The organism is Mangrovicoccus sp. HB161399 (assembly GCF_013184745.1).
Lineage (GTDB): Bacteria > Pseudomonadota > Alphaproteobacteria > Rhodobacterales > Rhodobacteraceae > Mangrovicoccus.
This window is the reverse complement of sequence record NZ_JAATVU010000013.1, coordinates 85,579-100,341: the sequence shown is the minus strand read 5'-3', so window position 1 is coordinate 100,341 and position 14,763 is coordinate 85,579. Positions and strand designations below refer to the sequence as shown.

Annotated in this window: 11 protein-coding genes; 6 read left to right on the top strand and 5 right to left on the bottom strand. The window is 70.2% G+C overall.

Annotated features, from left to right (window positions below; genetic code table 11):
* Window positions 1–246 precede the first annotated feature (246 nt).
* Window positions 247–915, top strand: a complete 669-nt coding sequence (locus HCC78_RS09865) for an FAD-binding oxidoreductase (RefSeq protein WP_172328598.1) — start codon at window positions 247–249, stop codon at window positions 913–915.
* Between the two features lie 15 nt (window positions 916–930).
* Here the strand turns inward: HCC78_RS09865 and recN are convergent, their stop codons facing one another.
* From recN to HCC78_RS09845, 4 genes are all read right to left on the bottom strand, one after another.
* Window positions 931–2,580: a DNA repair protein RecN gene (gene recN / locus HCC78_RS09860; protein ID WP_172328597.1), complete on the bottom strand. Its 1,650-nt coding sequence runs from the start codon at window positions 2,578–2,580 to the stop codon at window positions 931–933.
* 29 nt (window positions 2,581–2,609) lie between these two features.
* The gene (locus tag HCC78_RS09855; RefSeq protein WP_371743801.1) at window positions 2,610–3,440 is read right to left on the bottom strand and encodes an outer membrane protein assembly factor BamD; all 831 of its coding nucleotides are present in this window, start codon (window positions 3,438–3,440) and stop codon (window positions 2,610–2,612) included.
* A 138-nt stretch (window positions 3,441–3,578) separates the two neighbouring features.
* Entirely contained in the window at window positions 3,579–4,499 is a 921-nt protein-coding gene (lpxC, locus tag HCC78_RS09850; protein WP_172328596.1) for a UDP-3-O-acyl-N-acetylglucosamine deacetylase, read from the bottom strand.
* 352 nt (window positions 4,500–4,851) lie between these two features.
* Window positions 4,852–5,856 carry a GNAT family N-acetyltransferase gene (locus HCC78_RS09845; protein ID WP_172328595.1) on the bottom strand — a complete coding sequence of 335 codons (1,005 nt, stop codon included), beginning with the start codon at window positions 5,854–5,856 and terminating at the stop codon, window positions 4,852–4,854.
* Between the two features lie 257 nt (window positions 5,857–6,113).
* On the opposite strand from HCC78_RS09845, the gene HCC78_RS09840 reads away from it, so the two are divergent.
* A complete protein-coding gene (locus HCC78_RS09840; RefSeq protein WP_172328594.1) occupies window positions 6,114–6,548 on the top strand; it encodes a cytochrome c in 435 nt (144 codons plus the stop codon).
* Window positions 6,549–6,918: 370 nt separating this feature from the next.
* Here the strand turns inward: HCC78_RS09840 and HCC78_RS09835 are convergent, their stop codons facing one another.
* Window positions 6,919–9,099: a primosomal protein N' gene (locus HCC78_RS09835; RefSeq protein ID WP_172328593.1), complete on the bottom strand. Its 2,181-nt coding sequence runs from the start codon at window positions 9,097–9,099 to the stop codon at window positions 6,919–6,921.
* Between the two features lie 867 nt (window positions 9,100–9,966).
* On the opposite strand from HCC78_RS09835, the gene HCC78_RS09830 reads away from it, so the two are divergent.
* The 4 genes from HCC78_RS09830 (at window position 9,967) to glyS (ending at window position 14,607) form a co-directional block, all read left to right on the top strand.
* On the top strand, window positions 9,967–10,599 hold the full coding sequence (locus tag HCC78_RS09830) for a DUF6639 family protein (RefSeq protein ID WP_172328592.1): 633 nt from the start codon (window positions 9,967–9,969) through the stop codon (window positions 10,597–10,599).
* Window positions 10,600–10,687: 88 nt separating this feature from the next.
* Complete coding sequence (locus HCC78_RS09825; protein ID WP_172328591.1) at window positions 10,688–11,206, top strand: DUF6446 family protein; 519 nt, start codon at window positions 10,688–10,690, stop codon at window positions 11,204–11,206.
* A gap of 4 nt (window positions 11,207–11,210) precedes the next feature.
* Window positions 11,211–12,431 carry a sodium/glutamate symporter gene (gene gltS, locus HCC78_RS09820; protein ID WP_172328590.1) on the top strand — a complete coding sequence of 407 codons (1,221 nt, stop codon included), beginning with the start codon at window positions 11,211–11,213 and terminating at the stop codon, window positions 12,429–12,431.
* Window positions 12,432–12,528: 97 nt separating this feature from the next.
* Window positions 12,529–14,607, top strand: a complete 2,079-nt coding sequence (gene glyS / locus HCC78_RS09815) for a glycine--tRNA ligase subunit beta (RefSeq protein ID WP_172328589.1) — start codon at window positions 12,529–12,531, stop codon at window positions 14,605–14,607.
* The last annotated feature ends 156 nt before the right edge of the window (window positions 14,608–14,763 follow it).

Sequence of the window (14,763 nt, the reverse complement as noted above, 5' to 3'; positions counted from 1 at the left end):
AGGCAATCTCCCCCGGCTTCGCCAGTCCTGACCCGGCAGCGCGGTGGCTGCCCCGCCATTTTTTCATGCAACAGTCTGAAAATCCGGCAAGTTGCGGCACTTGTTCCGCGCCGCGAAGGCCGCCGCCTCCGGTGCGGGTGCCGGTCCGGGCACGCAGCCGTGAGCGGCAGTCCGTCCGTTCCGGGAAACCATCTGCGATCCCGCCCGTTGTCTTCCCGAACGCGAAACGGCTGACGGAGGAAGCCCATGACCCATCGCATCGCCCTGGAACAGATCGAAGCGCTGACCGGCAACGTCTACCGCCTGCGGCTGGAAAAGCCGGACGGCTTCGGCTTCGTGCCGGGCCAGGCCACAGACGTTGCGATCGACCGCGACGGCTGGCGGGAGGAGGAGCGGCCCTTCACCTTCACCAGCCAGCCGGAGGACCCGTTCCTCGAATTCACCATCAAGAGCTATCCGGACCATGACGGCGTGACCGCGCAGATCCCGACGCTGCAGAAGGGCGAGCACCTGCGGATCGGCGGTCCCTGGGGCGCGATCCGCGACGAGGGACGGGGGGTGATCGTCGCGGGCGGCGCCGGGCTGACGCCCTTCATCCCGATCCTGCGCCGCCGCATCGCGGCGGGAACTGCCGGAGAGATGACGCTGATCCAGGCGGACAAGGACTGGGACTCGCTGATCCTGCGCGAGGAATGGCACCGCGCGCGCGACTTGCGGACGGTCTTCGTGCTGGAGGAGGAAGCGCGCGCCGGCTGCGAACGGGGCCGGGTGACGCGGGAGCTCCTGGAGAAGCACGGCGTCACCGGATCGACCCGCGTCTATGTCTGCGGCCCGCCGCCGATGGAAGAAGCCGTGGAAAAGGCGCTGGAAGAAATCGGCATCGACGGCGGCCGGGTCATCCACGAGGCCGCCTGATCCCGGCCGGGTCACCTAGCGCAGGAGTGCCCGGGCGGCTTGGCGTGCCTCTTCGGTGATCGTGTCGCCGGAGATCATCCGGGCGATCTCGTCGACTCTCGCTTCGGGCACGAGCGACGTCACCGTCGACAGAGTCATGTCGTTCTCGACCCGCTTCTCGACGCGCCAGTGATGGCTGCCGAGCGCGGCGACCTGCGGCGAATGCGTGACGACCAGCACCTGGGCACTGCCCCCGGCCAGCGCCGCCAGCCTGCGTCCGACGGCATCCGCCGTGGCCCCGCCGACGCCGCGGTCGATCTCGTCGAAGATCAGCGTCAGCCCGTGGCTGTCGGTGGTCAGGCAGACCTTCAGCGCCAGGAGGAAGCGGCTGAGTTCGCCGCCCGACGCGATCTTTTCAAGCGGACCCGACGGCGCGCCGGGATTGGTGGCGACGCGGAAGGCGACGCTGTCCTGGCCGTCCGGTCCGGGCGGGGCGGCGGCGATTTCGGTGGCGAAGACCGCGCGCTCCATCTTCAGCGGCGCCAGCTCCGCCATCACCGCCTTGTCGAGCCGCGCGGCAGCTTGCCGCCGGGCGGCGCTCAGATGTCCGGCGGCGGCAAGATAGCGCTCTCCGGCCCCGGCCTCCGCCTTCTCCAGCGCGGCGAGCGATCCGGCGCCGCCGTCGATCGCCTCGATGCGGGCCTGGAAATCGGCCGCCAGCCCGGGCAGGTCATCGGGCACGACGGCATGTTTGCGCGCCAGCGCCCGCAGCGCGAAAAGCCGTTCCTCCACGGCCTCCAGCTCCAGCGGATCGAAGGTCAGCGCGTGAAGGCAGGCCTCCACCCCGGCCTGCGCCTCGGCAAGCTCGGCCATGGCGCGGTCGAGCGCGGCCAGCGGTTCCTCGGCCAGCCCCTCCAGCGCGCCGCCCGCGCCTTCGAGCCAGCGCGCGGCCTGGGCCAGCGCGCCTTCCGCGCCGTCGCCGCCCATCGCCTCCTGCGCGCTGCGCACGTCGCCCAGCACCCGCTCGGCCGATTGCATCAGGCGGCGGCGGGTGTCGAGCTCGGGCTCCTCGCCGGGCTGGGGGTCGAGCTTCAGCAGCTCCTCGGCGGCATGGCGCAGGAATTCCTCTTCGGCGCGGGCCTTCTCCAGCGAGTCCGCGGCGCGCTCCCGCGCCTTGCGGGTGGCGCGCCATTCCGTCCAGGCCTCGGCAAGGTCGTCCAGCAGGTCGCCATGCTGGCCGTACTCGTCGAGCAGCGCCCGGTGGCCGCGCGCATCCAGCAGGCCGCGGTCGTCATGCTGGCCGTGCAGCTCCACCAGAACGGAAGACAGCTGGCGAAGCACCTCGCCGGAGACCCGCCGGTCGTTGACCCAGGCGGTCTTGCGCCCCTCGGTGGTGTTCACGCGGCGCAGGATCAGCTCGTCCTCGTCCGGAATCCCGGCTTCGGCGAGGATGGCGCGGGCGGGATGCTCCGGCCCCAGCTCGAACAGCGCGGTGACCTCGCCCTGGGCCGCGCCCTGGCGCACCAGGTCGGCCCGGCCGCGCCAGCCCAGCACGAAGCCCAGCGAATCGAGCAGGATCGACTTGCCGGCCCCGGTCTCGCCGGTCAGCACGTTGAGGCCCGGCCGGAAATCGAGATCCAGCCGGTCGATGATCAGGATGTCGCGGATTTCAAGACCACGCAGCAACCGGAGCGCCCCTCACCCAAATGCCCTTGTCAGAGCCACTCGCCCTTGATCGACTGGCGGTAGATCTGCACCAGCCAGCTGCCGCCCGCCGGTTCCAGCGGCAGGCCCTGGCCGGTCAGCAGAGTGTAGGCATCCTCGTACCAGACGCTGCCCTGGAAGTTGTAGCCCAGGATCGCGCCCGCCGTCTGCGCCTCTTCGCGCAGGCCGAGCGACAGGTAGCACTCGATCAGCCGGTAGAGCGCCTCGGGCGTCTGGCTGGTGGTCTGGAAGTCCTGCACCACCGTGCGGAAGCGGTTCGCGGCGGCGGTGTAGTGCTCCTTCTTCAGGTAGTAGCGCCCGATCTCCATCTCCTTGCCCGCGAGATGGTCGAAGGCGAGGTCGAACTTCAGGATCGCCGAGCGGGCGTATTCGCTGTCGGGATAGCGCTCGATCACCAGCCGCAGCGCCTGCAGCGCCTGGAAGGTCACGCCCTGGTCGCGGCCGACATCGTCGATCTGGTCGTAGTAGCTCAGCGCCAGCAGGTACTGGGCGTAGGCGGCGTCCTTGTCGGCGGGGTAGAAGTCGATGTAGCGCTGCGCGGCGACGCGGCTTTCCTCGTACTTGCGGTCCACATGCAGCGCATAGGCCTGCATGATCAGCGCCCGCCTGGCCCATTCCGAATAGGGATAGAGCCGCTCGACCTCGCCGAAAAAGTTCGCGGCCTCCTCGGCATTGTCCTGGGACAGCTCGTATTCGGCGCGGTCGTAGATTTCCTTGGCGGAGAACTGTTCGAACTGGGGCGGCGGCGGCTCGCAGGCGGATAGCAGAACAAGGGCCGCAAAGGCGACCGCAACACCAGATTTCCTGCCTGCCGACATCATGCCCGTAACTTCTCCGCTCGCCGTATGTCCGGTCGGTCTAACCGGTTCGGCACTCCGATAGCACAGAGATTTTCCGGGCAAAACGCCTCAGCCGAGATTTTGATGACGCGCTCTGCGCGGCCATGCACACGTTTCCGTTCAGGCGCAGAGGGCCAGGTCGCTGACCGAGACGCCGACGCCGGGCAGGCGGGCCGCCAGGTCGGTGTCGCAATCGACGGTCCGCCAGGCGGTCGGATCGGCGAAAAGCTGGCGCAGCAGCTCGTTGGTCAGGGCGTGTCCCGCGCGGATGCCGGTGTAGCGGCCGAGGATCGGGCCGCCGGCCATGGCGAGGTCGCCGAGCGCGTCGAGCATCTTGTGGCGCACCGGTTCGTCGCGGTGGCGCAGGCCGCCGGGGCTGACGATGCGGGCGCCGTCGACCACGACGGCATTCTCCAGCGTGCCGCCGAGCGCCAGGCCCGCGGCATGCATCGCCTCGACATCGGACTGGCGGCAGAAGGTGCGGCTGTCGCAGAGCTCGCGGATGAAGGCGCCGTTGGCGAGGTTCAGCTCGCGCTCCTGCTCGCCGATGGCGGCATCGGGGAAGGCGATCTCGAAGCGCAGCTGCACCGTTTCGGACGGCTCCAGGCGCGCGACGGCATCGCCGCGGCGTACCTCCACCGGCTTGAGGATCTCGATCACTTTCGCGGGAGCGGTCAGCGTCTCGACCCCGGCATTGAGGATGCCGCGCACGAAGGGCGCCGCCGACCCGTCGAGGATCGGAACCTCGGGGCCGTCGAGCGCGACCTGCGCGTTGTGGATGCCGAGGCCGGCCAGCGCGGCCATCACATGTTCCACGGTCGATACGGTGTCGCCGTCGGCGCCGACGAGGCGGGTGCAGAGCGGGGTCTGCTCCACCATGTCCCAGCGTGCCGGGATCGTGCCGCCTGCGGCGGAGGCGTCGGTGCGGCGGAAGGTGATGCCGTGGCCTGCGGGGGCAGGGGAGATGGACATGCGGACGGGACGGCCCGAGTGGAGCCCCTGGCCGAGAAACACGGCCTTGCCTTTCAGAGTCCTCTGCATGTCGTTTCCTTTCTCTGCCTAGTTCGCCTGTCGCAGGATTTCGCCTGCCTTGACGGTCCCTGCCTCTGCGGGCCGGTTTCCTGGAATGGTAGCTAGCGACGGGGCGGCCGGCACTCAATTCAAAGATTGCAACCGACTGAAACACTGGCCGTTTCCGGGTCGGCGAGTTTCCGCCCATGCCTTGGGCGGGGCATGGCAAGTGGTTGTTTGCGATTGCGAAATGCGCCGTCCGGCCGGGGCGGGATCCGGCGGAAAACGGGAACACGCGAGCGGCCGGAAATGTTGCGGAAGACGGCTTCGGGGACCGGGAGGGGCGGGTATTCCGGACCCTCCCGGCGGGACCGGCCGGGTCTCAGGCGCGTCCGCGCGCGGTGCTCGGGCCGCCCCGGGGCGCCGCGGCGGGGCGGTCCGGGCGGCGCGGGCCATGGCCGAAGAGCCGCGCGCAGAGCCCGGCACCGGGCGCGTCCATCCATGTTGCGCCCAGCTGCAGCGGCTCGGCCCCGGCGCCGAGCTTGAAGCGCGCGAGCCCGGGCAGGGTCTCCGTGTCGAGCGTGCCGAGATCGGCCCAGCGGTAGCCGCGGTCCGCCAGCCAGCAGGAGGCCTCCCACAGCAGCAGCGCATGCGCGCCGCTGCGGCGCCCGACCTCGCCGCTCCACCCCAGATGGTAGGTCGCCGACTTCCCGTGCAGCAGGAACAGCATCGCCGCGGCGGGCTGGCCCAGGAAGGAGGCGGTGAAGACCCGGGCGGAGCGGGCGCCGTTCTGCACCCGCCAGTTATAGGTGAAGCTGCGGGGCAGGCGCTTGTAGCCGCGGCTGCGGGCCTGGGCCTCCTCGCGCCGCAGCAGCCAGTGATCGGCATCCGCGGGCAGGGGGCCCTGGCTCAGGTCCAGCCGTTCCGACCGGGCGCGGCGCAGCCCGTTGCGCCATTTGGCCCCGAGCCGCGCCATCCGCTCCGCCTCGGAGCCGTCCAGGGGCAGCCGTGCCAGGGTGCTGCCGGTGACCATCGGCAGCAGTCCGGCACCTTCCAGCGGGTCGCAGCCGCCGCTGCGCTCCGGGGTGGCGATCACGCCGCGGCAGCGGCGGCGCAGGAGGCGCACCAGCGCCAGCGTGGCCTCCGCCGCCTCCGGGGTCGAGACCGGGCCGTTCCAGACCGGGCCGCGGGCGATCAGGGCGAAATCGCCGAAAAGCGGCCAGCGCCGCAGCAGCACCTGCGCGGCCGCGTGCGGCTGGCGCGGCGGGCCGAGGCCGAACCAGGCGACGCGGCCGCCGATGGCGGCGCAGGCGCGGCCATAGGCCGGGTGCTGCTGCATCGGCACCGGGGAGAGTTCGGGAACCTGGCGAAGCTCTGTCCATTCCATGGACAACGTTAACCGGATGGGAACCTAAGGCGGGGTTAATGCCGCCATGCGCAGGAATTCCGCCCCCGTTCTCGGCATCGTCGCCCCGCGTGCCCGGCCCACATTCGCCGGGGCGTTCTGGCTGGCCTCGCTGGTGTCAATTCCCGTTGGCGTGATCCTGTTCACGATCGAAGGAGCGGCGGGAATGTTGTTCTAGGCGCATGGGCCGGCGGTTGCTAACGTCCGGGCATGATTAGCCCATCTGGAGACATAGTGAGATGATCCGTTCCCTGGTTGCAGGAGCCGCCCTGATTGCCGTCGCCGCCGCCGTGCAGGCCGCCGAGCCGACCGAGCCGAATGTCGTGGCGCGCACCGCGGCGATGAAGACCATCGGAAAGAACACCAAGCTGCTGGGCAACATGGCCAAGGGAAGCGTTGCCTTCGACGCCTCGGCGGCGCAGCAGGCCGCGCTGGCGATCGCCGGCGAAGCGGCGAACATCCCGTCGCTGTTCGAAACCCAGGCCGACGACCCGGCCTCCGAGGCCAAGCCGGTCATCTGGCAGCAATATGACGATTTCACCATGAAGGCCGCCGATCTGGAGGATGCTGCCTCGGCCGCGGCGGAGAGCATCCTGGCCCAGGCCGATATCGGTCCGGCGCTCGGCCAGCTCGGCGCTGCCTGCAAGGCCTGCCACAGCACCTACCGCGAGTGATCGCGCGCGGGGCGGCTCCGGCGCCGCCCCGCGGACCTTCCTCCGGCACTCCCCCCTCCCGGCTTGCCGACGGGACATTGCGCCAGGAAGGCTTTTCGCCAATTCCGGCTAAGCGGAACCCTGCCTGCCGGCGCGCTTTGCAGCGCCGACGTGACCGGTCCGCCCGCAGCGCCGCGGCAACTCCGCAAGCTCCTTGACGGGCAACCGGGCCCGGATGGTTGCAATCCCGGTGGAACTCCGCCGGTGCGGCACTGCCGGCGACGTCCGGGGCCAGCGGGCGCTTTCAGCCGGCATCACTTGCCGGGAACAGGCGGCCTGCGCAGGCTGCGCAATCATCGGCTGCTCTGCGCGGCCCGGACCGGGCCGCGCGTCAGAAGAAGCTCTGCGGGTCGATGTCCACGGCGAGGCGCAGATTCGGCGGCGGCCGCAGCTGCGACAGCCAGTTGCGCAGCCCCTGCTGCAGCGGCGCCGTTTTTTCCGCCTTCACCAGCAGACGCACCCGGTGGCGCCCGCGGATCCGCGCGATCGGCGCGGGGGCCGGTCCGTAGACCTCGGCGCCGATCTCCTTCAGCGGACCCGCGGCGCGGGCCAGCGCCTGGCCGAAATCGAACACCTCCGCGACATCGGGCGAACTGAGCACGATACCCGCCATCCGCCCGAAAGGCGGCATCGACAGATAGCGCCGCGCCTCCGCCTCTGCCCGCCAGAAGGATTCCTCGTCGCCCGAAAGGATCGCCTGGATCACCGGGTGCTCCGGCTCGTGCGACTGCAGCAGCGCCAGCCCCGGCTTCTCGGCGCGCCCGGCGCGCCCGGCCACCTGGCGCATCTGCTGGAAGGTCCGCTCGGCCGCGCGCAGGTCCGAGCCCCGGAGCCCGAGATCGGCATCGATCACGCCGACCAGCGTCAGGTTGGGGAAGTTGTGCCCCTTGGAGACCAGCTGCGTGCCGATGATGATCTCGGCATCGCCGGCCGCGATTTCCTCGATCCGCTGCTTCAGCTCGCGCGCCGTGCCGAAGAGGTCCGAAGACAGGACGGCCAGCTTCGCCTCCGGAAAGAGCGCCTGCGCCTCCTCGGCGAGGCGCTCGACGCCGGGACCGACCGGGGCCAGGCGGTCCTCGGCATCGCATTTCGGGCAATGCGTCGGCATCGGGATCGACAGGCCGCATTGATGGCAGACCAGCCGCTTCTGGAAGCGGTGCTCGACCAGCCGCGCGTCGCAATGCGGGCAGCCGATCTGGTCGCCGCAGGCGCGGCAGACGGTGACCGGCGCATAGCCGCGGCGGTTGAGGAAGAAGAGCACCTGCTCGCCCTTTTCCAGCCGCGTTTCGGCGGCACGCTGAAGCGTGGGCGAGATCCATCGGTTCGAAGGCAGGCTCTCGCGGCGCATGTCGATGGCGCGCATTTCGGGCAGGACCGAGGGGCCGAAGCGCGACACCAGGTCGAGGCGGCGGTACTTGCCCTGTTCGGCATTGACCCAGGTTTCCAGCGAGGGCGTCGCCGAGGCCAGCACCACCTGCGCGTGGCATAGCGAGGCGCGCAGCACCGCCATGTCGCGGGCATTGTAGAGCACGCCGTCCTCCTGCTTGTAGGAGGTGTCGTGCTCCTCGTCGACGACGACGAGGCCGAGATCCCTGTAGGGCAGGAACAGCGCCGAGCGGGCGCCGATCACCATCTGCGCATCGCCGGTGGCCGCCATGCGCCAGCAGCGGCGGCGTTCGGTCATGGTCACGCCGTGATGCCATTCCGCGGGCTTCGCGCCGAAGCGCTTTTCCACCCGAGTGAGAAACTCGGCGGTCAGCGCGATCTCCGGCAGGAGCACAAGCGCCTGCCGTCCCTGCGCCAGGCAGGCGGCGACGGCCTCCAGATAGACTTCCGTTTTCCCGGACCCGGTGACGCCCTTCAGCATGGTCGTGCCGTAGCGCCCCGAGCGGATCGCCTCTGCCAGCGCTTCGGAGGCGGCGCGCTGGTCATCGGTCAGGGCCTTGCCGGGCAGGGTCGGGTCGAGCGGCGGATAGGGCGTGTCGCGCGGGGCCTCGATCTCGGCCACCGCACCTTGGTCCACCAGCCCCTTGATCACCGAGGAAGAGGTGCCCGCCTCGTCGGACAGTTCCTTCATCGTCACCGGCTGGCCGCCGAAGCCGTCGAGCGCGTCGAGCACGCGGGCGCGGGCATCGGTCATCCGCGCAGGCTCTTCGGTCCCGCGGACATAGAGCGTCTTCATCGACGGCGGGTCCGACAGGCCGGGCGCCCGGGCGGCCAGCCGCAGCATCGCGGGCCAGGAGGTCAGGGTGTAATCGGCGGCGCGGATCAGGAATTCCTGCATCTCCTCGCGCATCGGGGGCACGTCGAGCACGCGGTAGGCCGCGCGCAGCTTGGCCTCGTCGAACTCCCCGCCGCCCTCGCCCCAGACCACGCCGAGGATCTTGCGCGGGCCGAGCGGCACTTCGAGGAAGTCGCCCTGCCGGCAGCCGCCTTCGGGGGCCTTGTAGTCGAGCAGCCGGTCAAGCGGCTGGGTGGTGAGGACGGATATGCGCGCGCCTGCGGGGAACAAGGGGGATCCTGCCGGTCGGGGATGTCAGGCCCGAGCCGTAGCGGAGGATGCGGGGCGAGGGCAAGGGCGCAGGGCCGCCGGGATCATCGCCCCGCGACGGTCCCGGCGCGGGCATGCCGAGGTTCTGCCGCCGCTTCTGCCCGATGGCGTCCGAAAGGAGCCTCGTGAAGGACGGGCGCATGCGGCGCCGGACGGCCGCGCCGATCGTTGCGGTTCAGGGCGTTCGGGCGATGAGGCCGGGCACGCGGGCAAGGACTTCTCCCGCAAGGATCTCGAAGAGGCGAGCGGCTTCTCCTGATGTCCGGTGCCTTCACGCGGATGGCACGCCATTGTCCCGGAAAATCCGGACCATGCCGCCAGTCGCCGTTCCGATCCGCTCGGGCCGGTCGGAAGGTTGATCTTGCCGAATTCGCCGTTCTCGGCGGTCTTGCAGCCTCCGCTATCCGTGGTCGCGGCGGCTTCGTCGGTCGCACGTGCTGCGAGACCCGTGGCGGGCTTGGCCGCTGTCGCTGACCCGAAACTGGCCGATGCGGAGGCGTTGCGCCCGTCCGGGGCCGCGCCGGGGCTGAAATGCCGCGGTCGATCGCGCGGCGCGCTACCGGTCGCCAGCTTTCGGTTCTGCCTGAGCGGGGACTCCTTGCAAGGGCCGATGTCACGGCTGACCGCGGCATGCGGTCCATTTGCCCGGCCGCGGCCTTTCCTGCTGCGCAGGCATGCAGGGATGGCCGTTTCCGGCGGGCGGCCCAATGAAAGGACAGCGGGGTGGCGTGCAATTCAGGGTTGCGCGCGCTACCCTTGCTGCCGACCGGTGCGGCAGGAGGGCCGATGCGGGCGGATCGGAGAAGGAAGCAGATTGCTGGGGCCGCGTTGGCCGCAGCCACGATCCTGCCGGGAGCGGCGGCAGCGGCGGACGGTTTCGAGACCTGTGCCGATCCTGCCTTCCTCGCGGAAGAGGGCCAGTCGCACGGCGCGGTCTGCGCAGCTGCCAGCGCGGCGGGCGACTCCCTGGAGACCTGCGGCATGGACCTTTCCGCGCCGGTGGAGATCGAGACCGCCGACAGCTTGGCGGCGGGGCGGGACCGCTGCCTGGCGAGCTATGACTGCACTCTCGGCCGCATCCGCATCCTGGCGCCGGACCTGCTTGCCGGCCATCTGCCGCCCGGCGATGCCTATGCAGCCCTGTCGGTGCAGGCGGCCTTCCGCTCGCTGCTGGCGCATGAACTGGTCCACGCGCTGATCGCCCAGCGGCCCGGCGGTGCCGCCCTGCACCAGGTGGACGAGGAATACATCGCCGACGCGCTGGAGCTGGCTGCCCTCGGCCCGGACGAACGCGCGGCATTCCTCGCCGCGGCGGGGCCGGGCGGCGAGATCACCCTGTCCTGGTCGCGCTTCGCGCCGCGCCGCTTCGCCGCCGCCGCCTGGCGGCATTTCGCGGCCCATGGCTGCGGCGCGGTGCGTGAAATCCTGGCAGGGCGCTTCTCTTTCCAGCGCCGCCGCTGAAGCCGGGCCGCGCCTTGACCTGCGGCCCTTTGGTCTTTGTCCGCCGCGCGCCGGAGAGGTATCAGGGGGCGAGGGCAGGAGGCAGCGCATGCAGGGGAAGTGGATCGCCGGGATGATCGTGGCCGTGGCCGCCGTTGCGGGGGCGGCGATGTACTACCTGCAGGTCTACTACTATTACGATCCGGTCCCGGCAGGCAGCCTGCAGATCCGGCTGACCTCCGTGTCCGGCGTGGCAGAGGCGATCCCGGCCGGGGAGGTCGAGGCGATCGACGCCAATTCCTCGCCCATCCGGTTCCGCGCCTGCTTCGAGACGCCGGTCTCGCTGGCCACGCTGACCGAGACCTATGAACTCTATGAGGCCGCCGAGCCGCTGACGGCGCCCGGCTGGTTCTCCTGCTTCGACGCGGGCGCCATAGGCGCGGCGCTGGAAGACGGCAGCGCCGTCGCCTTCCTCGGCGAGGAGAACGTCCATTACGGCATCGACCGCGTCGTCGCGGTCATGCAGGACGGCCGGGGCTACGCCTGGCAGCAGATCAACCATTGCGGCGAGAAGGTCTTCGACGGCGAGCCTGCCCCCGAAGGCTGCCCGCCGCCCCCGCAGGAGTGAGCCCGTGCCGGAAGCCGATCCCATCCTGATCGGCGGCTTCGCCGCCTTCACCACCGCGATCGTGGTCTATTTCGCGGGTGTCCGCCTGACGGCCTCGGTTCCGTTCCTGCGCGCCTATTCGATCCCCGAGCCGGTCTCGGGCGGGCTGCTGGCGGCGCTGATCGCCTGGGCGGTCGTCGCCTTCACCGGAAGGGAAGTGTCCTGGGACCTGTCGGCGCGCGATTTCCTGCTGGTCTATTTCTTCACCACGGTCGGGCTGTCGGCGCGGCTGTCGGACCTGATCAAGGGCGGGCCGGTACTGGCGCTGATGCTGGCGCTGACCATCGGCTACATGGTGGTGCAGGCCGGGATCGGCATCGTCTCGGCGCTGGCCTTCGGCCTGCCGAGCCAGGCCGGCACCATGCTGGGCACCGCCGCTCTGATCGGCGGGCATGGCACCGCGATCGCATGGGGGCCGGTGGTGCAGGACACCTATGGCGTGCCCGGCGCGGCGGAGCTGGGCATCGCCATGGCGACGCTGGGGCTTATCTCGGCGAGCCTGCTCGGCGGCCCGATCGCGCGCTACCTGATCGACCGCCACAAGCTGGCCGCGCCCGAGGCCGATCCCGAATCCTACGCGGCTGCCGCCATTTCCGACGAGGGCCACACGCCGGGGCGGCTGACGAACGGCGATTTCCTGCGCGCGATCCTGTGGATCAACATCGCCGTCGCGCTCGGCTCCGCCTTCCACGAGGCGCTGTCCGAACTCGGCGTGATGCTGCCGCTCTTCGTGCCCTGCCTGCTGACCGGCATCGTGCTGTCGAACGCCGTGCCGCGCATCCTGCCGAAGATCGAATGGCCCGCAGGCACGCCGGCCATGGGGCTGATCCAGGAATTCAGCCTCTCGGTTTTCCTTTCCATGTCGCTGATGTCGATGGAGCTCTGGACGCTCGCCGCCCATGCCGGGCCGCTGGCGCTGGCCATCGTGCTGCAGTCGGTGGCCGCCACCGCCTTCATCCTGCTCGTCGTCTTCCGCGCGATGGGCAAGGATTACTTCGCCGCCGTGGTCGCCTCTGGCTTCACCGGGGTGACCCTGGGCGCGACGCCGACCGCCATCGCCAACATGACCGCCGTGACCCAGCGCTATGGCCCGTCGCCGCTGGCCTTCATCGTGCTGCCGCTGGTCTCGGCCTTCTTCGTCGACATCGCGAACGCGCTAATCATCAAGCTGGCGCTCGGCTTCTGAGCCGCAGGAGCCCCGAAACCGGCGGAGATGCTTGCCATTCCCCTCGCGCGGCTGGTATCGCGCGACGGACCGTAGCCAGACGCAGAGAATTCCCCCGATGCCCGACCTGCTGATCGAACTCTTTTCCGAAGAAATCCCGGCCCGGATGCAGACGAAGGCGGGCGAGGACCTGCGGAAGCTGGTGACCGACGGCCTGGTCGAGGCGGGGCTGACCTATGCCGGGGCGGGCGCCTTCGCCACGCCGCGCCGCCTGGCGCTGACCGTGCAGGGGCTGCTGGCCGAAAGCCCGACCCTGACCGAGGAACGCAAGGGCCCGAAGGTCGGCGCGCCGGAAAGGGCCATCGAGGGCTTCCTGCGCTCCACCGGCCTGACCATGGACCAGCTGGAGATACGCGACGACAAGAAGGGGCAGGTCTACTTCGCCTCCTTCGAGAAGCCCGGCCGGAAGGCAGCGGAGATCGTCGCCGAGGTGCTGGCCGACGCGATCCACAAGTTCCCCTGGCCGAAATCCATGCGCTGGGGCGCGGGCGAGCTGCGCTGGGTGCGTCCGCTGCACTCGATCCTGTGCATTCTCTACGATGAGGCCGGCAGCGAGATCGTGCCGCTGGAAGTCGGCGGCATCGCGTCGGGCGATACCACCGAAGGCCACCGCTTCATGGCGCCGGGCCGCTTCAAGGTCACCAGCTTCGACGACTACGCCGCGGCGCTGAGCCGCCGCAACGTCGTGCTCGATGCCGATGACCGCGCTTCGCATATCTGGGCCGACGCCACCAACCAGGCCTTTGCCTGCGGGCTGGAGGCGGTCGAGGACCACGGACTGCTGATCGAGGTGTCGGGCCTCGTCGAATGGCCGGTGGTGCTGATGGGCGAGATCGGCGAGGATTTCCTCGGCCTGCCGCCCGAAGTGCTGAAGACCTCGATGAAGGAGCACCAGAAGTTCTTCTCGGTGAAGGATCCGGCGACCGGCAAGATCGTGCGCTTCGTCACCGTGGCGAACCGCGAGACCCGCGACGGCGGGGCGGAGATCCTGCGCGGCAACCAGAAGGTGCTGTCGGCGCGTCTCAGCGACGCGAAATTCTTCTGGGAGAACGACCTGCGCGTGGCGAAGGCCGGGATGGGCGACTGGCTCGAGTCGCTGACCCATGTGACCTTCCACAACAAGCTGGGCTCCCAGGCGGAGCGGATCGCCCGCATCGCGGCGCTGGCCCGCGGAATCGCGCCGATCGTCGGCGCCGATCCGGAACAGGCGGAGACCGCGGCGCGGCTGGCCAAGGCGGACCTGTCGTCCGAGATGGTCTACGAATTCCCGGAGCTCCAGGGCGTGATGGGCGGCTACTATATCGAGGCGGCCGGGCATCCTGCGGCAATCGCTGCCGTGGCCGGGGCGCATTACCAGCCGCTGGGGCCGTCGGACGACGTGCCCTCCGCGCCGCTGTCGGTGGCGGTCGCGCTGGCCGACAAGATCGACACGCTGACCGGGTTCTGGGCGATCGACGAGAAGCCGACCGGCTCGAAGGACCCGTTCGCGCTGCGCCGTGCCGCTCTGGGCGTGATCCGTCTGGTTCTGGAGAACGGCGTGCGCTGCAACCTGTCGGAGGTCTTCGCCAAGGGCTATCCGGGGGCTGATGCCGCCGATCTGATGGGCTTCTTCCATGACCGGCTGAAGGTCTACCTGCGCGACAAGGGCATCCCGCATGACGTGATCGATGCCTGCCTCGCGATGCCGGGCAATGACGACCTGGCGCTGCTGGTCAAGCGGGCCGAGGCGCTGGAAGGCTTCCTGAAGACGGCGGACGGCGGCAATCTGGTGCAGGGCTTCAAGCGGGCGAACAACATCCTGGCGCAGGCCGAGGAGGCTGACGGGGTGGAATACTCCTTCGGACCCGACGCCAAGCTGGCGGAGACCGGCGAGGAGCGGTCGCTCTTCGCGGCGCTGGAGAGCGAAGGGCGGGCGATCTCCTCGGCCATCGAGGCCGAGGATTTCGCGGCGGCCATGCGGGGCATGGCCGCCCTGCGCGCCCCTGTCGACGCGTTCTTCGAAGCCGTGCAGGTCAACAGCGACAACCAGGTCGTCCGGCGCAACCGGCTGAACCTGCTGCATGTGATCCGCACGACCTGCAGCCAGGCCGCGGATCTGTCGAAGCTCTCCGGCGAGCGCGCGGTTCCCGAACTCTGAGCCTCCGCCGCCTGCCGCCCCGCCCGGCGGCCCGGCAATCCGGGCCGGCCGGACCTTGACCGGCCCGGGCCTCCGGGCGCAGCGGCAGCCGGGTCCGGCCTTCCCGGGCCTGCCACTTTCGCAGCGCTTGGCCTTCCCGCGGCACCGGTGTAGCCT